This is a genomic window from Flavobacterium hydrophilum, from assembly GCF_003202405.1.
GTDB lineage: Bacteria > Bacteroidota > Bacteroidia > Flavobacteriales > Flavobacteriaceae > Flavobacterium > Flavobacterium hydrophilum.
Genome location: NZ_QJHL01000006.1, coordinates 78263 through 104687 on the forward strand (window position 1 = coordinate 78263; position 26425 = coordinate 104687).

The following is a 26425-nucleotide window of genomic DNA, read 5'->3' on the forward strand; positions in this document are numbered from 1 at the left end:
ACTTATGCTATGATACCTGAAAATAACCCAATAAGAATAAAAACCATATCTCAATTCCATACTTTACGAGGATTGCAAAAACCAAAACATCCGCTGATAAGTGTGATTAATTTTGACGATATGGAACAACCTTCAGAAAGTCTTACACAGAGTTTGATATTTGATTTTTATATGATTTCTGTAAAAAGGGATATGGATCACAAATACAAATACGGACAACAGGATTATGATTTTGATGAAGGTATTATGTTTGGAATGGCGCCTCATCAGGTATTAAGCGTGACAAGAGAAATAAACGGCAAGAATCCTTCCGGATGGATGATCATGATTCATCCGGATTTTCTTTGGAATACGCCAATGGCAACTTCCATCAGGAAATATGATTTTTTTGATTATTCTGTGAATGAAGCTTTGTTTTTATCAGAAGATGAGGAAATAAAACTACAGCAAATCATTGAAAATATTAAACAGGAATATCAAACAAACATTGATAAATTCAGTCAGAATATCATCATTTCTCAGTTAGAAACACTTCTCAATTATTCCGAAAGGTTTTATCAGCGACAATTCATTACCCGCCACAAAGCGCATCATCAATTTTTAGAACGACTGGAAATCTTGCTCGATACTTATTTTGAAGGAAATAATCTTGAAAAACAAGGATTGCCGAGCGTACAATTTCTTTCAGATGAATTTAATATGTCACCTCAATATATGCGGAACTTACTGAAATCTTTGACCGGACAAACCACGCAACAGCACATTCATGACAAACTGATCGAAAAGGCAAAAGAAAAACTTTCTACCACCAATTTATCCATCAGTGAAATTGCTTTCGAATTGGGTTTTGAGCATTCGCAGTCCTTTAGTAAATTATTTAAAACAAAAACTTTAGTTTCTCCGTTGCAATTTAGGGAATCATTTAATTGATAAAACAAAAATTACCTATCCGTAATTTGCATACAATAATCATCATTTTGCAAACATGAGATTCCTGATTTCTCTTCAACTTTGTACTATTAAAATCAATATTATGAATAAGAATAAGAATCAGGTAAAATTAGGAAGTCAGGGTTTAATCATTCCGAATATCGGTTTGGGATGTATGGGAATGACAGGTTTTGGAGATGCAGATATGTATGGTAAAAGCGATGAGAAAGAAGCCATCGCAACTATTCATCGCTCTTTGGAATTGGGTGGAAATTTCCTCGATACGGCAGATTTGTATGGTCCTTTTAAAAATGAGCAACTCATTGCAAAAGCCATCGAAGGAAATCGTGACGAATATAGTATCGCCACGAAATTCGGTTGGGAAATCGACGAAAAGGAGCAAGTAACATGGAAAATAAATGGAAAGAAAGATTATGTAAAAAAATCAGTAGAACGTTCCCTTAAAAATCTAAAAACCGATTACATTGACCTTTATTATATGCATCGTCTAGATAAAAACACACCTATTGAAGAAACAGTTGAAGCGATGTCTGAGCTAGTAAAAGAAGGAAAAGTTGGTTACATAGGATTATCCGAAGTATCTTCAGAAACTGTAAAAAGAGCCCACGCTGTTCATCCCATTACAGCTGTTCAAAGTGAATATTCTTTGTTTGAAAGAACGGTTGAGGAAAAAGGTGTCATCAAAACTTTGAATGAGTTAGGAATTGGTTTTGTCGCTTATTCACCTTTGGGAAGAGGTTTTTTATCCGGACAAATCCGTACAATTGATGATTTACCCGAAAATGATTTTCGAAGAGCAATTCCGCGTTTTCAGAAACAGTATTTCTATAAAAACATTGAACTCGTAGAAGCTGTGGAAGAATTAGCAAAAGAAAAAAATATCACCTCCTCTCAATTAGCTTTGGCGTGGATTATTAGCAAAGGAATAGTTCCAATTCCGGGAACGAAACGCAGAAAATATATTGAACAAAATATCGAAGCAAGCAAAATCGTATTGAGCGAATCTGAATTACAAAAACTGGAAAACATCGTACCTTTAGGAACTGATACCGGTGCGCCATATGACGAATTCAGTATGGGACTTTTAGATTATTAATTTAAATTTACAGTAATGAATACAATTGCCTCCATTTCCAAATTTCACAGATTGTTGTCACTTCCCGAACCGAAACATCCGTTGGTAAGCGTCATCAATCTGTCCGAAAGTATTTTTCTGGAAGATGAGATTTGGAAAGGTTTTGTAAACAGATTTTACTGTGTAGCATTGAAAAGAAATGCGACAGGAAAAATAAGATACGGACAACAGCATTATGACTACGACAAAGGTGTGCTGAGTTTTACGGCACCGAATCAGGTTCAGTATCTTGATCTGCAAAATGTGCAATGTGATTCCAATGGTTATTTACTGATTTTTCATCAAGATTTTTTATTGAAACATTCTTTAGCAAATACTATTTCTTCATATGGGTTTTTCTCTTACGCAGTGAATGAAGCTTTGCATTTATCCGAAGATGAAGAAAACGATCTGCTGGAAATACTCCATAAAATAGATAAAGAATGTCAGCATATAGACCAGCATACTCAGGAAATTATTTTGTCTCAGATTGAATTGTTGCTAAATTATTCCAAACGTTTTTACGAAAGACAATTCATTACCCGAAAAAGTGGAAGTCATCAGCTTCTGACCAAATTTGAAACGTATCTGAATGATTATTTTGAAAAATCATCATCTGGAAAAGGACTTTTAACTGTTCATCAAATTGCCGAAGGGATGAATATCTCTCCTAATTACCTGAGTGACCTTTTGAGAATCCAAACCGGACAAAACACGCAGCAACATATACACGAAAAGCTCATCAGCAAAGCGAAAGAGAAACTTTCGCTAACTGAACTTTCGGTAAGCGAAATTGCTTATGAACTCGGATTTGAACATGCGCAATCGTTTAGTACCTTATTCAAAAAGAAAACGAAATTGTCACCGTTAGAATTTAGGCAATCGTTTAACTAAATATTTATCTTTTTCATTTTTTAAAATAATCCATTTTTATGTGGGTTATTTTTTTTATAAATAAGCGAACATTCATTTATATTTAATACATTTGCTTCGTTAAAATACAAATAATGCGAACCAGAGATACAAATAAAGAGGATGTCGTAAAACAGAAAGCTATTGAAATGCTTGTAAAATATGGTATTGAAGGCTTTGGAATGAATCGACTGGCAAAAGAAAGCGGCGTTTCTGTTGCCACTTTATATATTTATTATACAGACAAAGATGATTTAATAAAGAAGATTGGAACAGAAATCGGACAGGCCTTTTTTAGTGAAATGATTAAGGATTTCTCTCCAACTATGTCTTTTAAAGAAGGATTACGAAAGCAGTGGGAAAACAGGGCTCGTTTTGCTTTAAAAAATCCATTGAAAGTTGCCTGTTGGGAAGCATTAAGTCATTCTAGTTATCGGGACTCTCTTTTAGAAGAGAGCCTTGCCGAATTTAAATCGGCAATGTGGCACTTTATAGAAAATGCTTTTGAAAGAAAAGAACTGCTTCCGATTTCTATCGAAGTATTTTGGAGTGTTGCTTATGGCCCACTATATGCTTTACTGCGTTTTGAAAATGAAGGGAAAAGCTTTAATGGTATGCCTTTTAAACTGACACAGGAAAAAATGGATGAGGCATTTGAATTAGTAATAAAAGCACTGACACCTTAATAATATCAAGATATGGAAAATACACAAAACATATTGGTATTTGCAACCAACATTAGAACCAATAACGACAAACAATTAATAAGTCAAACACTTAATGAAATTTCAGAAATTCATCAATGGAATATTGATCAGGAAGATATTGATTGCGTTTTAAGAATTGTAAGCAAAACACTTTCTGAAGAACAAATAATCAATATTGTTAAAAGACACAATTTCAATTGCACACCATTAGATTAAACTAAAATGAAAGAACAAAATCAAACGATACCTTTTACTGGTTATCAAAAATTTGCAGTTTTTATACTCGCCATTACTCAATTTACAGTAATTCTGGATTTTATGGTGATGTCTCCGTTAGGCGATATCCTGATGAAGGATTTAGATTTAAAACCCACACGATTTGGTTTGGTGGTTTCGGCATATGCTTTCAGTGCAGGAATTTCAGGGCTTCTTACCGCTGGTTTTGCGGATAAATTCGACAGAAAAAAATTATTACTATTCTTTTACATTGGTTTCATAGGCGGTACAATATTATGCGGTGTTGTGAATTCTTATCCTTTACTTGTTGCTGCCAGAATAGTTACAGGTTTATTTGGTGGTGTGATAGGTTCTATTTCTATGGCAATTGTAGCTGATTTGTTTGCTCTTCAACAGCGTGGCCGTGTTATGGGATTTCTCCAAATGGGTTTTGGGGCAAGTCAAATTCTTGGGATTCCAATTGGATTATATCTTGCAAATGCCTGGGGCTGGCACGCACCTTTTTTATGGGTAGCTGGAATGGCGGCTATAGTAGCAGGATCAATTGCTGTTAAACTGAAACCAATTAATGCACATTTGAGCTTTCAACATGATAAATCTGCTTTTACCCATTTAATACATACTATCCAAAAGAAGGAATACAGAATTGGGTTTACAGCTACGGCGTTACTTTCAATAGGCGGATTTATGATGATGCCTTTTGGAAGTGCTTTTGCTATTAATAATTTAAAAATTACTCAGGAAGAATTACCAATTGTATTTATGATTGCCGGTCTGTCTACTTTGTTGATTATGCCTATAATGGGGAAATTAAGCGATAAAATAGATAAATTTAAAATATTTACTTATGCTTCCGTATGGACAATTATTATGATTGGAGTTTATACAAATCTTAGCGTAACACCGCTTTGGTTAGTTGCAATTTTAAATGTATTAATGATGATGGGAATTATGGGTCGAATGGTTCCTTCAACCGCTTTGGTAACTTCAATACCGGCAATGCAGGACAGGGGAGCGTTTATGAGTATAAACTCTTCATTGCAGCAAATAGCGGGTGGTATTGCAGCCGCTTTTGCCGGAACAATTGTGTTGCAAAAAGATAAATTTAGTCCATTGGAACATTACAATACATTAGGATTTATCATTATTGCCATTTCGATCGTATCAATATTATTAATGTATCGTGTGAGCAAGCTTATAAAAAGAAAAACTGGAGAAAGCACAGAACCTGTTTCGGTAATTCATGAAATTTAAGAAATGTATACATTATATTTTAAGACAACTTTTTGAGTTGTCTTTTTTTTTGGATTCCAATCTTCATAGATATCAGTTGTGAACGTGTTAATTGTTTTATTTTTATGTGATTAATTGTGAAATCTAGTTTGTGTAGTTTATATCTTGTTTACGTTTAAGATATCTATTTTATAATATTCCTTATCATCAACTCTGGTTAACTCAATTGTATTGTTGTTGATTTCAAAAGTAAAATTCTCATCAAAATCTACAATAAAATATTTAAAGCAGGCAAGAACATTGTTGATAATATTATCAACATTATAAGTTGGAAGTTTTATTACACAAATATCATCTAATCTGAGATTATTTTTTATTACTGTAAGTGTTGATATATTCCAATTTGCTCTTGCTCCGTCAAAATTCCAAATGTCATCATTGGTACCATCAATTTCTATTGTGTTTTTCATTTTATTGGTTATTTAATATTATACAAAAATACAATCTCTATCAATTTTCTCCAATTATATGAAAACTATTGTAATGCTGCTTCTGTAATATTGAGTATTTTTTTTAAAACTCTTTAAATGCTTATCCCAACCACCCATCACGATCCAAACTTCTATATTGAATCGCTTCCGCAATATGCGATGAAACTATTTGAGGAGCAGTATCTAAATCAGCAATAGTTCTGGCGACTTTTAAAATTCGATCATAAGCTCTGGCTGAAAGGTTTAATCGTTCCATTGCAGTTTTTAGTAATTCTTTGGATTGTGAATCAAGGGTGCAATATTCACGGATTAATTTACTACTCATTTGTGCATTATAATGAATATTAGATAACTCTTCAAATCGAACAGACTGGATTTCACGTGCCGCTGTAACTCTTTCTCTGATTGAAACGCTGCTCTCAGCTTTATTATCGTCTGATAATTTTTCGAAAGGGACAGGGGTAACTTCAATATGAATATCAATTCGGTCTAATAAAGGGCCTGAAATTTTACTCATATACCTTTGCATTTCATGGGGAGATGAGGTATTAGGCATAGAAGGATCATTAAAAAATCCACTCGGACTCGGGTTCATACTTGCTACGAGCATAAATGAAGAAGGATAGGTCACTGTAAATTTAGCTCTGGAGATTGTTACTTCCCTGTCTTCCAATGGTTGTCGCATAACTTCTAAAACATCTCTTTTAAATTCCGGCAATTCATCCAGAAATAAAACGCCGTTATGTGCCATAGAGATTTCTCCCGGCTGAGGATAACTTCCCCCGCCAACAAGTGCTACATTCGAAATAGTATGATGCGGACTACGAAATGGCCTCTGATTCATCAAACCAACTTCTTTTAATTTTCCGGCAACGCTATGAATTTTTGTCGTTTCTAAGGCTTCTCTCAAGGTCATTGGAGGCAAAATACTTGGTAATCTTTTGGCCAGCATTGTTTTTCCTGCTCCCGGCGGACCAATCAAAATGATATTATGCCCTCCGGCTGCTGCAATTTCCATACAGCGTTTAATGCTTTCCTGCCCACGGACATCAGAGAAATCAAATTCGGGAAAATCCAGGGTTTTGTAAAATTCTGCACGGGTATCAATAATGGTTGGTTCTAAAGTTCCTTTTCCTTCAAAGAAATCAATGACTTCCTGAACATTTTCTACCCCGTAAACATCTAGCCCTGCAACAATGGCCGCTTCTTTTGCATTTTGCTTAGGAAGGAAAAAGCCTTTATAGCCTTCTTCTTTAGCTTTAATAGCAATTGAAAGTGCACCATTTATGGATTGTAAACTTCCATCCAATGAAAGTTCGCCCATAATAATATAGCGATCAATTTCGGCTGCCTTTATCTGGTCTGAAGCTACTAAAATTCCAATGGCTAAAGTCAAATCATAAGCAGAGCCTTCTTTGCGCAAATCAGCAGGTGCCATATTTATGGTTATCTTTTTACCTGGCATAGCATAACCATTATTCTTAAGGGCTGCAGCTATGCGATAACTGCTTTCTTTTATGGCATTGTCCGGCAAGCCTACCAAATGGTAACCAATTCCTTTATCCATATTCACTTCTACAGTTATAGTAGTAGCTTCAACCCCAAAAACAGCACTTCCAAAAACTTTAATCAGCATACTTTATGTCTTAATTTGTAAATATTTTTTTACTTCAGCAAAATAAAGAAATATTTTAATAAATAAAGTATTACAATTAATAAATTTTGTTGTGATTTAATCGAATTCTAAGCCAATCTCATTTTTCACTTTTTCAACTATACTGCTTAATTCTAAACTGTTTTGATGTGACCAAAGTTTGCTTTCAATTTGATTCTGTCTGATACAAAGATGACATTCAATTGCTTCATGTGCATACCCTTTTCCAATATTTGGAATCTTAAAATTTTTTTCCTGTTCTTTTTCAATAATGGAATATCCGTCTGTCATAAACCAAGGGGAATCAATGTCAATTCTTCCCCGGGTTCCACTAATAGTAGCTTTCATATCAGAAGCAGAAACTAAACCGGCATGTAAAACTGCCTGAGCCGCCGCATATTGTAAAATCATAGTTGTCTGCAAATCGACCCCGGTTGTATAATAAGTTGATTTTGCTATGATTTCTTCCGGAATTCCGAGTATAATATAAGATAGAAACAGAGGATAAACTCCGATATCATAAAGAGCTCCGCCTCCTAATTTTTTGTCTGTCAGTCTAAGTCCTAATTCATTATTATAATAAGCGAAATCAGCCTTAAGATATTTAACTTCACCTATCTCACCATTTTCCACTTTAGACAGCAGTTCTCGAATTGACGGAATAAATCGCGTCCAAAAAGCTTCCATGAAAAATTTATTATATTTTTTTGAAGCTTCAATCATTTGCACAGCATCATTATAGGATAAGGATAAAGGCTTTTCGCACAATACATGTTTTCCGTTTTTCATTGCCAGAATTGACAATTCTGCGTGTGAATCGTGAGGTGTTGCTATGTAGACAATATCAACATTATGGTCTTCAAAGAGATCATTATAGGAACCGTAAAATTTATCGCAATCATACTTTTTTGCAAATTCATTTGCTTTAGCAATACTCCTTGAAGCTACAGCATACAATTCGGCTTCTTCAATTAATTCTAAGTCGTCAGCAAACTGATTGGCTATATTTCCTAAACCAACAATACCCCATCTTATTTTTTGATCTTTATTCATCTTAAATTATAATTATAAAAAATGTTAAAACAATCAAAGATAAAGCAACCCAATCAAATATTAGATATATTTTTCACACACTATGTCCTATTTCTTACATATTATATGCAGAGAAAACGACAAAAACTTGATTTTTTTTTAAGTCAGGATTAATATTTTGTAAATTTTAGATATGTTTTAACAAATAGGTGCAAAACAAAGGGGTGTAAAATGAAAAATTAACAAAAATCAAACATTAGGTGCTATTTTTTATGGGGTGTATGTAATGATTTTATATTTTTATCAAAAATTTTAAAACTAAATAACGATGCGAAAAATTATTTTAAGTGTGATTCTTATCACAATTTTGTTACTGTCCATTTTTTCTATTTCATTTGTTACTGAATCAAAAACATTAGGAGCTCATGTTGTCGAATTGAAAATGGACACAGGGGATACCGCATGGATGGTTGTTGCAACTGCTTTTGTATTATTAATGACACCAGGTTTAGGTTTCTTCTACGGAGGTATGGTTGGTAAGAAAAACGTAATTAGTACCATGCTGCAAAGTTTTATGGCCATGGTAATTGTTACTATTCTATGGGTAGTTATTGCTTTTGGATTATGTTTTGGTCCATCAATAGGCGGTTTCATAGGAGATCCTACTTCAAATATCTTTTTTCAGGGTGTCAGTGCCAATACTGCCTGGGAGTTAGCACCAACAATTCCTTTCATCCTTTTTGCATTGTTTCAGGCAAAATTTGCAATCATTACCCCGGCCTTAATTACAGGAGCTTTTGCAGAGCGTGTACGTTTCTGGGCTTACTTGTTATTTATGGTTTTATTCATATTATTTATTTACGCTCCATTATGTCACATGACATGGCATCCTGATGGATTATTCTTCGGATGGGGAGTTTTAGATTTTGCAGGTGGAACAGTAGTACACATGAGTGCTGGTTGGGCTGCATTAGCAGGAGCTATCTTCTTAGGAAAACGTAAAGTTCAAAAAGTAAATCCAGCGAGAATTACTTATGTATTATTAGGTACAGGTTTATTATGGTTTGGATGGTTTGGTTTCAATGCAGGTTCTGCAGTTGGAGCAGGAAGTCTTGCTGCTCAGGCTTTAGGAACTACAACTGTTGCAGCTGCTTCTGCAGCAATGGCTTGGGTTTTCCTTGATAAAATATTAGGCCACAAATTATCTGCAATGGGAGCATGTATTGGTGCTGTTGTAGGTTTGGTAGCTATCACGCCAGCAGCTGGTTTTGTATCTATCCCTCATGCATTGGCAATCGGTATTATCGCTGCTGTAATTAGTAATCTTGTAGTTAGCAAATTCCCTAAAGGAAAAATTGACGATGCTTTGGATGTTTTTGCTTGTCACGGTGTTGGTGGTATGGTAGGAATGTTATTAACCGGAGTTTTTGCATCAAATACAGTTAATTCAGTAGTAGGAGATAACCAAGGGTTAATATTTGGTGATGCTACTTTATTCTTAACGCAATTAAAAGCATTAGTATTGGTTTCAATATTTGCTTTTGCAGCTTCATATGCATTATTCTTTATTGTAAACAAAATTACTCCTCTAAGAGTTACTGAAGAAAAAGAAGAATTAGGATTAGATATCTCTCAACACGGAGAATTCTTATAAGAATCAATATTCTTTGCCATATAAAAATGCCCTCTAAGCTAAACTTAGAGGGCATTTTGTTTTTGAATTTTCAGCTCTATATAATTATTAGAAGCAGTATAATTCGTTATTTTAGAATAATATTCCCTCTTTCTGCTCTTTTGTTTCGTAAACTACGCAAGGATATCGCCTCTATCAAGAATAGAATACAACAATCAGTTTTTCAAGTCTTCTATCAAAAAAACAAAATAGTCAACAAATAAAAATTACTTGAAATTTGAAATCCCTTGTTTTAACCAGGTTGAATATTCCTCAACACCAACATAACTAATAGTAGGTTTTGAATCGTTTAAATTTTTGCCATCCAAATCAGTGATTACATATAAAGGCTGGGTATTGGTTTTATATTTTGAAATCATAAACTCAGTCCATTTATCACCAATAGTTTCAATTTTTTCCCCTGAAGCAGTCATAAATTGTTTATTCTTAGGTAAAGGACGTTTATCATCAACATATAAAGAAATTAAAACCACATCATTTTTTAAGATTGGTAAAATAGTTGGATCAGACCAGACATTGTTTTCCATAAGACGACAATTTTGACAGGCATGTCCTGTAAAATCCAGCATAATAGGCTTATTTACGGATTTTGCATAAGCCAGCCCATTTTCATAATCGTCAAAAACAATGATACCATGAGGTCCTAATTTCGCCCCCCTCGGCAATTTTTTTGTTTTATTTGGAACACCTGAACTACCTATCCCAAACGGACTTTCACTATATGTGGGCGGTGGCGGAAAAGCACTAATCAATTTCAAAGGTGCTCCCCAAAGACCAGGAATTAAATAAACTGTAAAAGCCAAAGTAAGCAATCCTAAATATAATCTTCCCACAGAAATATGTTGTAATGGACTGTCATGAGGCAATGTAATTTTTCCGAATAAATACAATGCCAAAGCTCCAAAAATGGCAATCCAGATTGCTAAGAAAACTTCTCTTTCCAGAAAATGCAATTGTAAAACCAAATCGGCATTCGATAAAAATTTGAAAGCAAATGCTAATTCCAAAAATCCTAAAACTACTTTTACCGTATTCAGCCATCCACCGGATTTTGGTAATGAATTTAACCATCCAGGGAACATCGCAAATAGCATAAAAGGTAAAGCCAATGCTAATGAAAACCCAAACATTCCAACGATAGGACCAATAACTCCATTGGTTGCAGCTTCAACTAAAAGTGAGCCAACAATAGGACCTGTGCAGGAGAAAGAAACAATAGCCAGGGCCAAAGCCATAAACAATATTCCAATTATTCCACCTCTGTCTGCTTGTTGATCGACTTTATTAGCCCATGAATTAGGTAACATAATTTCAAATCCTCCTAAAAAAGAAGTAGCAAAAATGATTAATAAAACAAAGAAACCGATATTAAACCAAACATTTGTTGCCAAAGAATTTAAAGCATCTGCACCAAAAATCCAGGAAACCAAAAATCCTAATGAAACATAAATTACAATAATGGAAATTCCATAAATAATTGCATTTCTAATTCCGGAAGCTCTTGTTTTACTTTGCTTAGTGAAAAAACTTACTGTCATAGGAATCATTGGAAAAACACAAGGTGTAAGCAATGCTGTAAATCCAAATAAGAATGCTACCAAAAATACAGACCATAAACTTCTGGCTGAAGCAGGGGCTTGTGCTTTTTCTTTTACATCCAACTTCGTTTGCACTGTTTCAGTTTTAGCGGTCTTTACAGTTGTATTTAAAGTATCCACAACCAAAGCCGGCACTTTTGTTTCATCTAATTTAGCTTCAGTTATTGTCGGAATTGCAGCTTCTACTTTTGATAATGACGGAATAGCAATCGAGAATTTTTTATTCGAATTGATGCAGACTTCTTTACAAACCTGAAAATCAAATTCAGCCTCGACGGTTTTTAAATTAGGATTTATAACTTTAATTTCCTGTTCAATATGCGCTTTTCCTTCAAAAAAGGTTTCGTTTACTCCAAAAATATCATTAAAGGCAGTTTTCGTTTTTCCCTCTTTGGCTTTGCCGATTAATTCATAATTTCCTTTTTGATTTTTAAAAGCAATTTCCAAAGCCAGAGGACCGCCTTCCGGCGTAAATTGCGAATACATGTGCCATTCCTTTTCTATAATTCCGTCAAAAATTAAAACAAAATTGGTTTCAGATTTCTTTTCGATTTTAGATGTCCATTTTACAGGTTCTAAAATCTGAGCGTTTCCTTTTGCAAAAGCAAAAATAAAAACCATTAAAAATACAGTAAGTTTATTCCAAATATTCGAAATTATAACCTGACGATTTGTGTTTGACTTCATTCTTGTAATTCTATTTTAAGTATTTTATTTGAGGTATCTTCTATTTTAAATCTTTCGTCCTGCCTGATTCCAACAACCCATACAATCTGATCATTCGAACATAAAAGCCAGCTGTTTTCTTTTTCTATCAGGGATAACTTTTCATCTTTAAAAAGTTTGCTAATTTTTTTTGACTTTCCGTTCATGCCAAAAGGCTGAAAAGAATCGCCTTCCTGCCATTTTCGTAAAATCAACGGGTACTGAATTTTTTCAGCATCCACAAATATAACTTTATTTGAATCTATAGTTATGTGACTAACGTTACAAAGACTCAACTTTAAGGGAAAATTAACTTCCTGGTCACTTTCGTTGATTTCAAATTCTTCTTTTTCAGGTATCTCTGCAATCGGACTTAAAATCAATGTATCTCTGTTTTTTAGCAATCGAAATTCTGCTGAAAAAATCTGTTTACCGGATTGTCCGTCTACTAAATCATAAATATCATTCCATGCCAGAAATCCAAATTCATTAAGCCACTGGTACAAATACGGTTTATAGTTAGGTAATTTTTTAAGCTGGTTTAAATTGAAATGGATTTCTTCACCGGCTTCTTTTGCTACCTGCTGGTAAATCATAATCGAAGCGTCTTCAGCCATCTCGTTTGATTCCTGAAGATAGGATTGCGTTTTTTGAAAAGCTTTCAAAAAGTTTGGATTGATCTCTTTTAAGACCGGAACCAAATCATGACGGATTTTATTTCGGAGATATTTATTAGAAGCATTGCTGCTGTCTTCCCGCCATTCGATATTATTTTCTTCAGCATATTTTAGGATTTCTTCTCTTGAAAAAGGTAAAAGAGGTCGGATAATTTTATCATTTTCTTCCGGAATTCCCACCAAACCGTCCAATCCTGTACCACGGCTGAGATTGATAATAAAAGTTTCTAAATTATCGTCTGCGTGATGTGCTGTCAGAATATAATCGAAATTATGGGTTTCCAAAAGTTCGTAAAACCAGCTATAGCGAAGTTCACGGGCTGCTATTTGGATAGAAAGTTTATAATCTTTTGCAAAAGCTTCGGTGTCAAATTGAGTTGTAAAAATGGAGATATTATTTTCTTCACAGTAATTTCGAATGAAATCCTGATCACCAAAACTTTCCAATCCGCGAAGCTGAAAATTACAATGCAAAACGGCAATTTTATATTCTAATTGCTGAAATAAATGCAGCAAAACCATACTGTCCAATCCGCCACTAACAGCAAGAAACAGTTTTTTGTTTTCCATAAACGGAAATCTTGCCGAAATATGATTTTTAAAATTTGAAAGCATCTGTAAAATTAAAAGATGAATATTTTAAGAACTCCAAAATTAAGGCTTTTGAAATAAATAAGAAGGTTAAGAAAGTTGCTCTTGTAATTTTTTAATATCGTCACGTAATTTTGCAGCCTGTAAAAAGTCTAGTTCTTTGGCCGCTTTTTCCATCGATTTACGTTTTTCACGAATTAATTTCTCTAATTCAGGTTTTGATAAATAGGCTGTTTCAGGTTCTGCAGCAGCTGGCAACGTATGTCCCAATTCATATTCAACCAATGGATTTTTGGTAAAAGCGCTTTCAATTTTTTTGTTTAATGCCTGTGGTGTTAAACCATTCTCGGTATTAAAATTAATTTGTTTGGTTCTTCGATAATTAGTTTCATCGATTGTTTTTTGCATACTGGCAGTAATTTTATCAGCATACATAATCGCTTTTCCGTTTATGTTTCTGGCTGCACGACCAATAGTCTGAGTTAAAGATCTGTGATTACGAAGAAAACCTTCCTTATCAGCATCTAAAATAGCAACTAGCGAAACCTCCGGTAAATCCAGTCCCTCACGAAGCAGATTGACTCCGATTAATACATCAAAAATCCCTTTTCGTAAATCCTGCATAATTTCGATACGTTCCAAAGTGTCTACTTCTGAGTGGATGTAACGACAGCGCACACCTACTTTAGTCAAATATTTAGCTAACTCTTCGGCCATTCTTTTGGTTAGAGTAGTTACTAAAACCCTTTCATCCAATTCACAACGTACCTGAATTTCCTCAATTAAGTCATCAATCTGGTTTAAACTAGGTCTTACCTCAATAATAGGATCCAATAATCCGGTTGGACGAATAATCTGTTCGACATAAATACCATCTGATTTTTGTAATTCATAATCGGCAGGAGTGGCAGAAACATAGACTACCTGATTTTGCATGGCTTCGAATTCTTCAAATTTTAAGGGTCGGTTGTCCATTGCTGCGGGCAGACGGAAACCATATTCTACCAGATTTTCTTTTCGGCTGCGATCACCTCCGTACATGGCATGAACCTGTGAAACGGTTACATGACTTTCATCAATCACCATTAAATAATCACTTGGAAAATAATCCAACAGACAGAAAGGCCTTGTACCTGCTTCTCTTCCGTCAAGGTAGCGGGAATAATTCTCAATTCCGGAGCAATACCCTAATTCGCGAATCATTTCCAGATCAAAATTGGTTCTTTCTTCAAGACGTTTCGCTTCCAGATGTTTGCCTATTTCTTTAAAATAATCAACTTGTTTTACCAAATCCTGCTGGATTTCCCAAATAGCGCCCTGCAATACATCCGGAGAAGTCACAAACATATTGGCCGGATAAATCGTCAGCCTTTTAAATTTTTCAATAACCTGAGAAGTTTTTACATCAAATGATTCAATTTCCTCGATTTCATCTCCAAAAAAGTGAATTCGATAGGCGTCATCGGCATAACTTGGATATACTTCGACAATATCTCCTTTAATTCGGAAAGTACCGGGATTAAAATCTGCTTCCGTTCTGGCGTATAAACTTTGTACTAAACTGTGTAATAATTTAGTTCGGGAAATAACCTGATCTCTTGATATTTCAATAACATTTTTTTGAAATTCTACAGGGTTTCCGATACCATACAAACAAGAAACCGAAGCAACGACTAAAATATCCCTGCGTCCTGAAAGCAATGAAGAAGTGGTGCTTAAACGCATTTTCTCCAGTTCTTCATTGATAGATAAATCCTTTTCGATAAAAACACCTGTTACGGGCATAAAAGCTTCCGGCTGGTAATAGTCGTAATAGGATACAAAATATTCTACTGCATTATTTGGGAAAAATTGTTTGAATTCAGAATATAACTGTGCTGCCAAAGTTTTGTTATGTGCCAAAACCAAGGTAGGTTTCTGTACTTCCTGAATCACATTGGCCATTGTAAAGGTTTTTCCGGAACCGGTTACACCTAATAGCGTTTGGTATTTTTCACCATCAACAATACCTTGTGAAAGTTTTTGGATTGCCTGAGGCTGATCTCCTTTTGGACTATATTCTGAGGAAACTTGAAAATTCATTTTTGACTGATGAAATTAGTTTTGTAAAGATACAAAGTTTCGATTCTTTTAATGCTAAGTCGTACTTATTCTAAAAAATCAGCCATTACATCATTAACTGCTTTTGTTTGATCAATGCTTAGAAAATGTCCTGCATCTTTAATGATCTTTGTCTTGCTGTTTGGCAGAAATTCTTTTGCTTTTTCCAAACTATCTTCAGAATTAATTACATCCTGATCTCCAATAAGTACCAAAACCGGATTTTTTATGGATTTTAATTCATCATTAGAAAAAGGCGTCATTTTTAACATGCTTGAATTTGATTTGGCATATTTGTTTGCCAAATAAAATTGTCTTTTGTAAACAGGACTAATTTTTTCTGGATGAGTAGAAAAGGTTTTCAGCGTTTTTCCAAATTTCTTTTCACTTGGAAAAAGTTTCAACATTAATGCTGAGGATGTTTTACCAACTTTGTCAATAAATTTAAATGTCTGCGCAGGACTTAACAAGACTATTTTATCAATTGAATTTTTCTCCTGAACAGCCAATAATGTTGCTATCCAGCCTCCGCGTGAAGCAGCGACAATGTCAAACTTTTTTAATTTATAATGTGAAAAAATTTCGTTGTACCAGGTTACAATATCTTCTTTTGAAAGAGGTTTGGCTGTCAAATTAGATTTTCCGGGTTCCATCAAAAAATCGATGGCATATATTCGGTGATTTTTTGCTAAAGCTTTAATGTTAGGATACCACATCGTTGAGCTGGCGTCCATTCCGTGCAGAAGTATAAGGTCTTTACCGTTTTTAGGTCCTGCAACTATGACATGAGCTGTCCCGAAACTGGTTTTGACATTTTCTTCAATATATGAAATATCCCAAAGTTTTAGCGCTTTATCGTAGGAACTCAAATAGCTTTGTTCTTCTTTTTTTGTTTGAAAAACGTAGTCTTCAAATTTTGCTTTTTTAGAAGATGCACAACCAAAAAGCAAAAAGAAAAGTATAAATTTAAGGAGTATTCTTGTCATGATAGTGAAATTCAATTTACTTTTAAAGGTACTTCTAAATTGCACCAATAAAGTATCAGAATTTTAATTTAAACTATCATAATTACAATTTTAGTCATGAAGTATGAACCTAAAGTTTCCACGATTTTTGCTGTACTTCACTTAAAAAAGTCCAGGCTACAATGCGGCTTGTTTTCTGGCCCTGAGCCATATCAATTGTTTTTATCGATGCGGCATTTACTTTGTTTAGGGTTTTGTAAATACTTGACAGATTATCTTTCTTGGAAACCAAAGTAGTAAACCATTGACATTGCATAGCATATTTGGCACTTTCGTAAATCATTTGAGTTACAAAACCAATTTCGCCGCCATCACACCATAATTCAGCATTATGACCGCCAAAATTCAAAACAGGATTTGTTATTTTCTTTTCCTTTGGATTTAAGTTTGAAACTTTACGTACCGTACTTTGATTTGCATCCTGAGCAGACGCGTGAAAAGGCGGATTGCACATTGTGAAAGTAAATCGGTCTTCTGGTGTAATAATGTTTTTGAAAATAAAACGGGATTCCGTTTGTTGCTGTAAGCTGATCGCATCAATCAATTTTGGATTGGCTTCGATTATTTTACTGCAGTTTTCAATTGCTTTTTCATCGATATCTGTACCTACAAAACTCCAATCGTAAATAGCATTTCCTAAAATTGGATAAATACAATTGGCTCCGGTTCCTATGTCTAACCCTAAAACTAATGATCCTAATGGAATAACTCCATTGTTGGCTTCGGCCAATAAATCGGCGAGATAGTGAATATAATCAGTTCTTCCTGGAATAGGCGGGCAAAGGTAATTTTTAGGAATATCCCAATTTGGGATATCGTAATAGGTTTTTAGCAAAGCTTTGTTAAGCATTTTTACAGCAATCGGGTTACTGAAATCAATGGTTTCGATTCTGTGTTTGTTCACAGAAACAAAAGCTTTTAGTTCATGACAATTCGAAATAAGAAGTTCAAAATCGTATCGTGAACGATGAAGATTTCGCGGATGTAAATTATTTTTTTCTGAATTGTCTGGTGTTTTCATTTTGTAAATTTCCTTGCAAAGATAGTCATTCCTTTTAAGCATTTAGGCTACTATCTGCGGAAGTTCTACGTAATATAAATCTGAAAATAATACAATTGACACTTTGTTACTATAAGAAAATTCTATAAGAATCATTAAAATTTTGATTTCGATTATTTATTTTTGGCTTTAATAAGCCCCAAATTATATGAAAAAAATAACGTTTTTGATTATTATACTTCTCTGTACTACATGCGTTAACCAGAATGGGAATGAATATTTTGATCAAATTGAAAAAAATGATGTTGAATTAGCAAAACCTGTTGAAGGAGAGTGGTTATATTCCCATAAAGAAAGAGGACAAACTTATGAGCAATTCATAAATTCAAAACATATTGTTCCAACCAATGAATCTAATATTATTTATATCAGGCCAATTGGAAATTTTAATTCTTTACAAAACAAACAAATAGAATTGCTCAGGGAATATCTGGAAATTTTCTTTCAGTTAAAAAGCAAAACTTTGGAAACAGTATCTAATGATATAATTCCTGAGTCTGCACAAAGGATTGGACATGAAAATAACCAACAGTTTTTAGCGGGATATATTTTAGACAATGTTTTAAAAAAAGATAAGCCTTTAAAAAGAATTGCCCTGATGGGATTGACAGAGGTTGATTTGTATCCTAAACCGGAATGGAATTTTGTTTTTGGATTAGCATCTTATCGCGATAAGGTAGGTGTAAGTTCTATTTATAGATTACAGGACGGAAAACTGACTTCAGATAATTTTAATTTGTGTTTATCTAGGCTTCTTAAAATAAGTTCACATGAAATTGGTCATATGTTTGGTTTACATCATTGTATTCATGCAGATTGTGTAATGAATGGAACTAATAGTATGAGTGAAACTGACGAGAGCTCTATAAGATTATGTTCTGTTTGTCAGAAAAAATTAAATTCGGGTATTAAATACGACAATAAAAAAAGATTATTGGAATTAGAGGAGTATTTTAAAAGGAATAATTTGACAGAAGCACTGAAACTGACGCAGAAAGATGCAGTAGCTATTCAATAAACATTAAAATAAATGTAAATTCGAAGAATGAAAATTTTAGCAATAGCAGGCAGTACCAGACATAATTCAAGTAATTTTAAAATTCTGAAATTTATTTCTGAAAATATAAACAGTCAGTTTAATGTGGAAATATTTGAAGGTTTAGCTGAAATTCCTCATTTTAATCCGGATTTTGATACAGATAATCCACCGGAAAATGTGGTTTCATTCAGAGATAAAATCATGTCTGCAGACGGCATTCTAATCTGTACTCCCGAATATGTTTTTAGTTTGCCAGGAAGTTTAAAAAATGCTCTTGAATGGTGTGTTTCAACAACAATTTTTTCAAAGAAAAAGGTAGGACTCATTACGGCTTCTGCTTCAGGCGAAATGGGGCATGAACAGCTTTTGTTAATCATGAAAACCCTTGAAACTGAATTTGAAAAAGACCAGCAGCTTCTAATATCCGGTATACGGGGAAAAATGGATGCGGATGGAAAAATTATAAACAGTGAAACTGTAATTGCACTTCAAAACTTTATCCAGGACTTTGAGAATCAGTTTTTATAATGATTATTTACCGTAAGCATTTATTTTTTCAAAGTAAAGATAGTTGCTGTTACTTACATCCCGCAAGCGTGTCAGGGAATTATTAAATTCAAATAATTTCCAGTTACAGTCTAATTTGTGAAGTAAATTTGAACTAAAACTTATTTTAAATTCATTAATTCCATTCACCATTTTAGTTTCCCATTGACCAGTTTCCGAAACTCCATCTTTTGTAGCTACAACAGATTTATCGCTTTTAAAAACAAATGAATATCCGGAATATAAAGAAGTCTTATCTGAATCCTCAAAAAGATAAGGAATTCTCCAGGAACCTTTGGTTATTGTTTCAGTAAAATCCAATGATACAAGATTATTTTCAGAACAATTATCCATTGCATATTTAATTGCGTTTTCGAACTCTAAATTATTTGTAATTGATTTTGTTTGATAGTTATAATCTGTAATCGAAATAGGATAATTTAATGAGATATATTGACTTGAATTCAGATTTTTTATAAAATTAAAAAAGGCCTGATCATTAGCAATAGAAACAGAACTTGCAATCTGATTGTAACTGTTGTAAATATTAATGGTTATGGGATAATGGATGTTTAAACCATTTATTTTAGATAAAAGATCAGGGTAAAGATTCCAGTAATCAATCAATTGATCGAAATCGGCTTCATTTGGAATCAATTTTTCTGTGTAGTTATAATAAACCATGGTCACCGGAAAATCAATTTTTACGATATCATCATCGGTAGTATTTGCATTGATATTATCCAGCACTTTTTGGTAATCTGAAGTCGTATTTATAGCAATATTAACGGAATTAACGGTAACAGTATAAGGCAATTTAATGGTGCAATAGCTGGATCCGTCAATAACATTATCCTGTACCGTTTTTACCATAGCAACCCTTTGTAAATAGGAGGTAAGGGGAGAAGCATTAGTAACGGTCTGGGTATTTTGGCGCTGTTCGTCTATCTCGCTTTGACAGGAGAAAAAGAACAGTAAACACGCTATTGATAAATATTTTTGGAAGCGAAACATATTTATATTTTTACAAAGGTAATTATTTTTAGGAATTGTTGTTTTTTTTCAAATCTTATCAATTATTAAATATTTTAAAGTTTTGAGATAAATGGTATTCTTTTTATAAAAGAATGAATCGCATTAAAATTGTTCAGAGTCCAGACAGCATCTGGCTTTATACTCATCGATTATATTCTGTTCTTATACCTGAATAAAAACAATTTACTTCACATTTACCCTACTTGAATTAAAAACAAATACTTTTGTACATTCCAAATTGAAAGATTTTACTGCTAATGCCAAAAATAAACCAGTCCAATACCTGTGATGAAATAGTTTTTTCATCTTTTTTTAAAAGTCATATCAAAGCACTTCGGAATTTTCTTTTTTACAAATTTGGTAATAAAGATCAGGCAGAAGATGTTGCTCAGGAAGCGTTTATGAAACTCTGGCAAAATTGTTCTTCTGTTCCTTTGGAAAAAGCAAAATCGTATATTTATACTATTGCGAATAACAGTACTTTAAATGAAATTGCACATCAAAAAGTCGTTTTGCGCTATGAAAAAAACTTTACAACTTTAGACAGAACCAATGAAAGTCCCGAATATATTTTGGAGGAAAAACAATTTCAGGACAAACTTTTGAAAGCCATTGGAAATTTAAACGAAAAACATCGCGTTGCTTTTTTGATGCATCGGATCGACAAAAAAAAATATAGTGAGATTGCGCTTGAATTAAATATTAGCGTAAAAGCAGTAGAAAAACGCATTCATCTGGCTTTGTTAAGCTTACGTAAAGAAATTGATTTATAAAAGTAGGGTAAAGGTAACCCTGATTGTTTTAACAATATAGTACAACACAATGAAAAAGAATGATTTGTTAGCCAGATGGCTAAATGATGATTTATCTGAGCAAGAATTAGCCGAATTTCAAGCTAGTCCTGATTTTGAAAAATACCAAAAGATAAAAATCTATACTGCTCATTTAGAGGTAGATGGTTTGGATGAAGATGCAATGTTGTCAAACATTCTTCAGCAGAAAAAAATAGCTCCAAAAGTGATCCCATTATATAAAAAGTGGGCGTTTCGTGCTACAGCTATTTTTGTTTTGGCGCTTGGGATAACTTTTGCAATGAAAAATTTTGTGCCCGAAACCCAAACAGCCAATTTTGGAGAAAGAACCTCTTTTATACTGCCTGATAATTCTGAAGTTGTACTGAATTCAGGATCTGAAATTAACTATAAAAAATGGAACTGGGACAACAACAGACGTCTTGAACTGGAAGGTGAGGCTTATTTCAGGGTTTCGAAAGGCAGACGTTTTGAAGTTCAGACCAACCTTGGAAAAGTAGCTGTTTTAGGAACTCAATTCAATGTCAAAGCCCGAAAAAACAGGTTTGATGTAGTTTGTTATGAAGGCCGCGTAAAAGTAAATTATGCGAATACACAAATCATATTGACCCACGGACAAAGTGTTACTTTTGAAAATGGAAAGCAATTCGATACTCCTGTTAAGTCATCAAAACCGGGATGGATAGACAACCAGATATGTTTTAATAAAGAGAATATCAAAAGTTTGTTAGACGAAGTTCAAAGACAGTATAACATTACGATTGAATTAAATGCAAAAGATGCAACGTCGTTGTTTACAGGAAAATTGCCTGCTAACGATCTGAATGTAGCGTTACAAATTATAAGTACAATCTATCATTTAGAAGCAAAAAAAGTTTCAGAAAATAAAATAATTTTTGACGAAAAATAAATGTTGCGCCCCAAACAATTTCATTTTTCGATTTTTTCATTTTTCCTTTTCCTTAGCCTTTTTGCTCAGGACAAAGGAAAAACAATATCGTTGAAAAAAATTCTGATTGAAATTGAGCAGCGGCATCATGTATATTTTAATTATACAGAGGAGAATGTTGCAGGTGTACAATTAGTTCGTCCCAAAAAGTCACTTTCGTTATCACAAAAACTGGAATATCTTGCTGAAAAAACCAATTTGTCTTTCGAAAATCTGAATCATAAATTTATTAATATTTATAAAAAGGAGAATCATTCAAAAGTAATTTGCGGATATGTTTTTTCAAACACAGATAAAAAGCCTATTGAAAACGCAAACATCCATCTAAATGACAGTACCAGAATTGTAACAGATTTAAATGGTTATTTTGAATTTGAAAAAACCTCTGAAAACATTTTTTCAATTAGCCATATAGGTTTTATGACCAAAACTGCAACAACACGGAATTTAGATTCTAAAAATTGCCTCAAAATAATATTAGAACCTGAAATTACAGAACTTGAAGAAATCAAAACCAATGCAATTCTGGCTTCAGGAATTTCCAAAAAAAGTGATGGTTCCTTTGAAATTAAACCCAAAAAGTTTGGTATCCTGCCGGGACTTATCGAACCGGATGCTTTGCAGGCCATGCAGCAGATTCCGGGCGTAAACAGTCTGGACGAAAGTGTATCAAGCATCAATGTTCGTGGTGGTACACATGATCAAAATTTGTTTTTATGGAATGGAATACGGATGTACCAGACGGGACATTTTTTTGGTTTAATATCAGTCTTCAATCCTAATTTGGCACACACCATTTCTATTTATAAAAACGGAAGTTCTGCTTTTTACGGAGAAAGTGTCTCAAGTGTAGTGGCTATTTCTTCTACTCCGGAAAACACTGAAAAAAATACTTTTAGTGCCGGAATCAACATGATCAATGCCGATATCTATGCTAAATATAATCTTTCGAAAAAGAGTTATATTGAAGTTTCAGGACGAAAATCAATTACCGATTTTGTAGAAACTCCCACTTACAAGGAATATTTTAATAAAGTGTTTCAAAACACAACCATTACTGATTTTTCTAAAACCCAAAATATCAATTATCAAAGCGATAAAGAATTTGATTTCTACGATGCAACTTTTAAATACGTGCAAAAAATAGGTCTCAAAGATCAGCTGATACTAGATTTCATAACTATAAAAGACAACCTGAAGGTTTTCCAGAGTGCCTCTGTAAACAACATAAACAAATCGGAGGACAATATTTTGCGTCAACAAAATTATGGTGGAAATGTATCATGGAAACGAAACTGGAATAGCTTCAATACGACTAAAATCAATATTTACAATTCTTCTTATGAGCTTTTAGGTAATCAAAAAACAACTAATGAAAATCAGAGGGTTATTCAGGAAAATACAGTTGACAATAGTGGAATTAATTTAGAAAATAATCATATAATTAATTCAAAAATTAGTTTTAATAATGGCTATCAGTTTAGTGAAACAGGTGTTGCTAATTTGGAGAAAGTCAGTAATCCTGATTTCTATCGAAAAACTAAAGATGTTTTAAGAACACATGCTTTGATTTTAGAAGGAAAATACAATGATACACTTTCGGGAATCCTGTTGAATGCCGGAATGAGATTAAATTATATTGAAAAATTCAAAAAGTATATTGCCGAACCCCGTATACAATTTAATTATGGGTTCAATAAAAATTTGAATTTAGAGCTATTGGGAGAATTGAAAAGTCAAAATTCCCAACAAATTATTGATTTGCAAAAAGATTATTTCGGTATCGAAAAAAGGCGTTGGATTATTTCGAATAATTCGACAATCCCAATTCAGAGAAGCAGGCAATTATCTCTAAATTTATTCTATAAAAAGAACGACTGGCTGCTGGATATCGAAAATTTTTATAAAAAAGTAAGCGGAATTACAACTGCCAGTCAGGGTTTTCAGAACCAGTTAGAATTTGTACGAACAACCGGTGATTATGAAATTGTAGGAACAGAATTTCTGATTCAAAAAAGAATGAATCATTTTCTGACCTGGCTTAGCTATACTTATAATAATAATAATTATCATTTTGCCAATTATGAATACCCGGGTTTTCCAAATAATTTTGAGTTGACGCATACTGTATCGTGGGCTGGTATTTTTGAAAAAAACAATTTCAAAATTGCATTAGGAACAAAATGGTCCTCTGGCAGGCCAAAAACTTCTCCGGATTTATCAAGAATTGATCTTTCAGATCCAGTATTGGTTTACAACAAGCCAAACAATACAAATTTGAATGTTTTTTCGCAGGTTAATTTTTCTTCAACTTATAAATGGGAAACTGCAAAAGGAATTCAGTACAAATTAGGAATATCTATCCTGAACATTCTGAACAGGAAAAATGAAATCAGTGAATATTACAGAATAAGTTCGCTGTCAAATTCTATTGAAGAAGTTGATACTTTTTCATTGCAAAGAACTCCAAATCTGAGTTTTAGGGTTTCTCTTTAATTCAAACTTTTTTCAGGGTTTAAATTCCTAAGCATTTCTTTCAATTTTTTTTTAAAAATAATAATTCTTTGGTAGGGTAATTCGTATCAAGGCTGTTTTACTATTGAACGTTTTTAAAAAGAATAAAAAATGAAAAGAAAAATAATAGCAACAGCTTTGATAATCACTGTTTTTGGAGTTTTTGGTTACTGCTACGTATGGTATGGCGGTGCCAGAAACGTATCATCAGAAGAAGCTGTTTTTAATGTCTCCTCAAAAAGTATTATAGCTGAGTTCGATTCTGATATCGATAAGTCAAATACCAAATACCTCGAAAAAGCCATTGCCGTCAAAGGAATTGTGAGCAAAATAACCCAAAAACAAGTCATTATAGACAATACAATTGTTTGTGATCTGAAAGAATCAGACTCTTCAATTAAAAAAGACCAACAGTTAACACTGAAAGGGAGAGTAGTGGGATATGATGATCTGATGGGAGAGATAAAGCTGGACGAGTGTTCAGTAGTATATAATGATTAATAAAATTAAAATGAGGAATTTTTTAGGCTTTGTGCTTGTGTTTTTTTTAACGGGGAATCTATTTGCGCAGGACGATTTGCTGAGTCAGTTAGACACCATTAAATCAGATGAAAAACAGATTGAAATTGCAGCTTTCAAAGGGCTGCAGATAGCGAATATGCAATCTACAAAACTACCTGCAAAAGGAGAGTGGTACATGCTTGTTTCACACCGTTTCGGTGATTTGTCTGAAGGATTCAATAATTTCTTTGGTTTAGATAATGCCCTTACAAAATTTGGGGGAATTTATGGTGTAACAAACTGGTTAAGTTTTGGAGCTACACGGCACACGTACAACAAAATCTATGAAGTAACCGCCAAGTACAAAATGGCCAATCAGGAAATAAATGGGTTTCCGGTTACAATTGTAGGGTACAACACTATGGATATTAATAGTGCTTTGGAAAAAGAAATTTATCCAAACATAAGATTTTCTGATCGTTTAGCCTTTTCTACCCAATTATTGGTTTCCAGAAAGGTAAACGAAAAATTATCAGTCGAATTGGGACTGATTAATGTCTATAAAAACTTATATGACGATTCGACTGAACAGCAAAATGTATTTTCAACAGCAGCAGGATTGCGATACAAAATTGCAAAAAGAATGAGTGTTAATCTTGAATATGCCGCGCGTATCATTACTGAAGAAAAAGACATAGACCCTTACCATAATCCGCTTACAGTTGGTTTAGATATCGAAACCGGCGGTCATGTTTTTCAACTTGTGTTTTCAAACAGCCAGCCTATGAATGATGTGGCAGTATTTTCGACTGCTTCAGGAGACTGGAACAAAGGCAAGGTTTATTTTGGATTTAATATGTACAGATCCTTTTAAAAAAGAGAATTATTTAAGTAAAAAAACATGAAAAAGAGTATACTAACAGTGTTATTTATCTGTGCAGCATTTATAACATCCTGCACAACCAGAACTTACGAAGAAATTTCAGAATCGGAATCATCAAATTCACCTACGTACACAGCAAATGTTGGACCTGTCATAAAGGCTTGTGTGGGTTGCCATGCAGCAGGAAGACGATTCCCAACGTTAGAAACGTATGAGCAGGTAAGGGATGCTGCACAAAACGGGAACCTGATTTGCAGGATAGACCAGACTCAATCGTGTGGAAGCGTTATGCCTCCTGGTGAGCCTCTGCCGAGAACAACAATCGACATGATTATACTTTGGCAAAAAGAAGGATATAAAAATTAA

General features: G+C 33.7%; 24 protein-coding genes. 15 read left to right on the plus strand and 9 right to left on the minus strand.

What is annotated here, in order from left to right:
• Window positions 1–9: 9 nt before the first annotated feature.
• The 6 genes from DMB68_RS20270 (at window position 10) to DMB68_RS20295 (ending at window position 5175) form a co-directional block, all read left to right on the plus strand.
• The gene (locus tag DMB68_RS20270; protein ID WP_196783713.1) at window positions 10–930 is read left to right on the plus strand and encodes a helix-turn-helix domain-containing protein; all 921 of its coding nucleotides are present in this window, start codon (window positions 10–12) and stop codon (window positions 928–930) included.
• 103 nt (window positions 931–1033) lie between these two features.
• Window positions 1034–2047, plus strand: coding sequence for an aldo/keto reductase (locus DMB68_RS20275; RefSeq protein WP_110348461.1), 1014 nt, complete (start codon window positions 1034–1036; stop codon window positions 2045–2047).
• Between the two features lie 15 nt (window positions 2048–2062).
• Window positions 2063–2959, plus strand: coding sequence for a helix-turn-helix domain-containing protein (locus tag DMB68_RS20280; RefSeq protein WP_110348462.1), 897 nt, complete (start codon window positions 2063–2065; stop codon window positions 2957–2959).
• A 113-nt stretch (window positions 2960–3072) separates the two neighbouring features.
• Complete coding sequence (locus tag DMB68_RS20285; protein ID WP_110348463.1) at window positions 3073–3663, plus strand: TetR/AcrR family transcriptional regulator; 591 nt, start codon at window positions 3073–3075, stop codon at window positions 3661–3663.
• A gap of 12 nt (window positions 3664–3675) precedes the next feature.
• Window positions 3676–3900 (plus strand): hypothetical protein, encoded by a 225-nt coding sequence (locus DMB68_RS20290; protein ID WP_110348464.1) that lies wholly within the window; start codon window positions 3676–3678, stop codon window positions 3898–3900.
• A 6-nt stretch (window positions 3901–3906) separates the two neighbouring features.
• Window positions 3907–5175, plus strand: a complete 1269-nt coding sequence (locus DMB68_RS20295) for an MFS transporter (protein ID WP_110348465.1) — start codon at window positions 3907–3909, stop codon at window positions 5173–5175.
• A gap of 137 nt (window positions 5176–5312) precedes the next feature.
• On the opposite strand, the gene DMB68_RS20300 is transcribed toward DMB68_RS20295, so the two are convergent.
• The 3 genes from DMB68_RS20300 to DMB68_RS20310 all read right to left on the minus strand — a co-directional run bounded on the left by DMB68_RS20300 (window position 5313) and on the right by DMB68_RS20310 (window position 8352).
• Complete coding sequence (locus DMB68_RS20300) at window positions 5313–5624, minus strand: hypothetical protein (protein ID WP_110348466.1); 312 nt, start codon at window positions 5622–5624, stop codon at window positions 5313–5315.
• Window positions 5625–5745: 121 nt separating this feature from the next.
• Entirely contained in the window at window positions 5746–7281 is a 1536-nt protein-coding gene (locus tag DMB68_RS20305) for a YifB family Mg chelatase-like AAA ATPase (protein ID WP_110348467.1), read from the minus strand.
• A gap of 96 nt (window positions 7282–7377) precedes the next feature.
• The gene (locus DMB68_RS20310) at window positions 7378–8352 is read right to left on the minus strand and encodes a Gfo/Idh/MocA family protein (protein ID WP_110348468.1); all 975 of its coding nucleotides are present in this window, start codon (window positions 8350–8352) and stop codon (window positions 7378–7380) included.
• Between the two features lie 307 nt (window positions 8353–8659).
• Here DMB68_RS20310 and DMB68_RS20315 point away from each other — a divergent pair, with 307 nt between their 5' ends.
• Window positions 8660–9985: an ammonium transporter gene (locus DMB68_RS20315; protein WP_110348469.1), complete on the plus strand. Its 1326-nt coding sequence runs from the start codon at window positions 8660–8662 to the stop codon at window positions 9983–9985.
• A 245-nt stretch (window positions 9986–10230) separates the two neighbouring features.
• On the opposite strand, the gene DMB68_RS20320 is transcribed toward DMB68_RS20315, so the two are convergent.
• The 5 genes from DMB68_RS20320 to rlmF form a co-directional block, all read right to left on the minus strand.
• Window positions 10231–12309: a protein-disulfide reductase DsbD family protein gene (locus tag DMB68_RS20320; protein WP_110348470.1), complete on the minus strand. Its 2079-nt coding sequence runs from the start codon at window positions 12307–12309 to the stop codon at window positions 10231–10233.
• Window positions 12306–13619, minus strand: coding sequence for a tRNA lysidine(34) synthetase TilS (tilS, locus tag DMB68_RS20325; protein ID WP_110348471.1), 1314 nt, complete (start codon window positions 13617–13619; stop codon window positions 12306–12308). Before tilS ends, DMB68_RS20320 begins: the two co-directional genes overlap by 4 nt.
• 66 nt (window positions 13620–13685) lie before the next feature.
• Entirely contained in the window at window positions 13686–15677 is a 1992-nt protein-coding gene (uvrB, locus tag DMB68_RS20330) for an excinuclease ABC subunit UvrB (RefSeq protein WP_110348472.1), read from the minus strand.
• Window positions 15678–15742: 65 nt separating this feature from the next.
• A complete protein-coding gene (locus DMB68_RS20335) occupies window positions 15743–16681 on the minus strand; it encodes an alpha/beta fold hydrolase (protein ID WP_110348473.1) in 939 nt (312 codons plus the stop codon).
• Between the two features lie 109 nt (window positions 16682–16790).
• Entirely contained in the window at window positions 16791–17741 is a 951-nt protein-coding gene (gene rlmF / locus DMB68_RS20340; protein ID WP_110348474.1) for a 23S rRNA (adenine(1618)-N(6))-methyltransferase RlmF, read from the minus strand.
• A 187-nt stretch (window positions 17742–17928) separates the two neighbouring features.
• On the opposite strand from rlmF, the gene DMB68_RS20345 reads away from it, so the two are divergent.
• Complete coding sequence (locus DMB68_RS20345; RefSeq protein WP_110348475.1) at window positions 17929–18798, plus strand: archaemetzincin; 870 nt, start codon at window positions 17929–17931, stop codon at window positions 18796–18798.
• A gap of 27 nt (window positions 18799–18825) precedes the next feature.
• The gene (locus DMB68_RS20350; RefSeq protein ID WP_165830178.1) at window positions 18826–19347 is read left to right on the plus strand and encodes an NADPH-dependent FMN reductase; all 522 of its coding nucleotides are present in this window, start codon (window positions 18826–18828) and stop codon (window positions 19345–19347) included.
• A 3-nt stretch (window positions 19348–19350) separates the two neighbouring features.
• Here the strand turns inward: DMB68_RS20350 and DMB68_RS20355 are convergent, their stop codons facing one another.
• Entirely contained in the window at window positions 19351–20379 is a 1029-nt protein-coding gene (locus DMB68_RS20355) for a hypothetical protein (RefSeq protein WP_110348476.1), read from the minus strand.
• A 278-nt stretch (window positions 20380–20657) separates the two neighbouring features.
• On the opposite strand from DMB68_RS20355, the gene DMB68_RS20360 reads away from it, so the two are divergent.
• The 6 genes from DMB68_RS20360 to DMB68_RS20385 all read left to right on the plus strand — a co-directional run bounded on the left by DMB68_RS20360 (window position 20658) and on the right by DMB68_RS20385 (window position 26425).
• The gene (locus DMB68_RS20360) at window positions 20658–21173 is read left to right on the plus strand and encodes an RNA polymerase sigma factor (RefSeq protein WP_110348477.1); all 516 of its coding nucleotides are present in this window, start codon (window positions 20658–20660) and stop codon (window positions 21171–21173) included.
• 49 nt (window positions 21174–21222) lie between these two features.
• Entirely contained in the window at window positions 21223–22122 is a 900-nt protein-coding gene (locus DMB68_RS20365) for a FecR family protein (protein ID WP_110348478.1), read from the plus strand.
• 90 nt (window positions 22123–22212) lie between these two features.
• A complete protein-coding gene (locus tag DMB68_RS20370; RefSeq protein ID WP_231131702.1) occupies window positions 22213–24657 on the plus strand; it encodes a TonB-dependent receptor plug domain-containing protein in 2445 nt (814 codons plus the stop codon).
• A 129-nt stretch (window positions 24658–24786) separates the two neighbouring features.
• Window positions 24787–25176 carry an OB-fold protein gene (locus DMB68_RS20375; RefSeq protein ID WP_110348480.1) on the plus strand — a complete coding sequence of 130 codons (390 nt, stop codon included), beginning with the start codon at window positions 24787–24789 and terminating at the stop codon, window positions 25174–25176.
• Between the two features lie 10 nt (window positions 25177–25186).
• Window positions 25187–26050 carry a DUF5777 family beta-barrel protein gene (locus tag DMB68_RS20380; RefSeq protein ID WP_110348586.1) on the plus strand — a complete coding sequence of 288 codons (864 nt, stop codon included), beginning with the start codon at window positions 25187–25189 and terminating at the stop codon, window positions 26048–26050.
• 27 nt (window positions 26051–26077) lie between these two features.
• Window positions 26078–26425, plus strand: coding sequence for a hypothetical protein (locus DMB68_RS20385; RefSeq protein WP_110348481.1), 348 nt, complete (start codon window positions 26078–26080; stop codon window positions 26423–26425).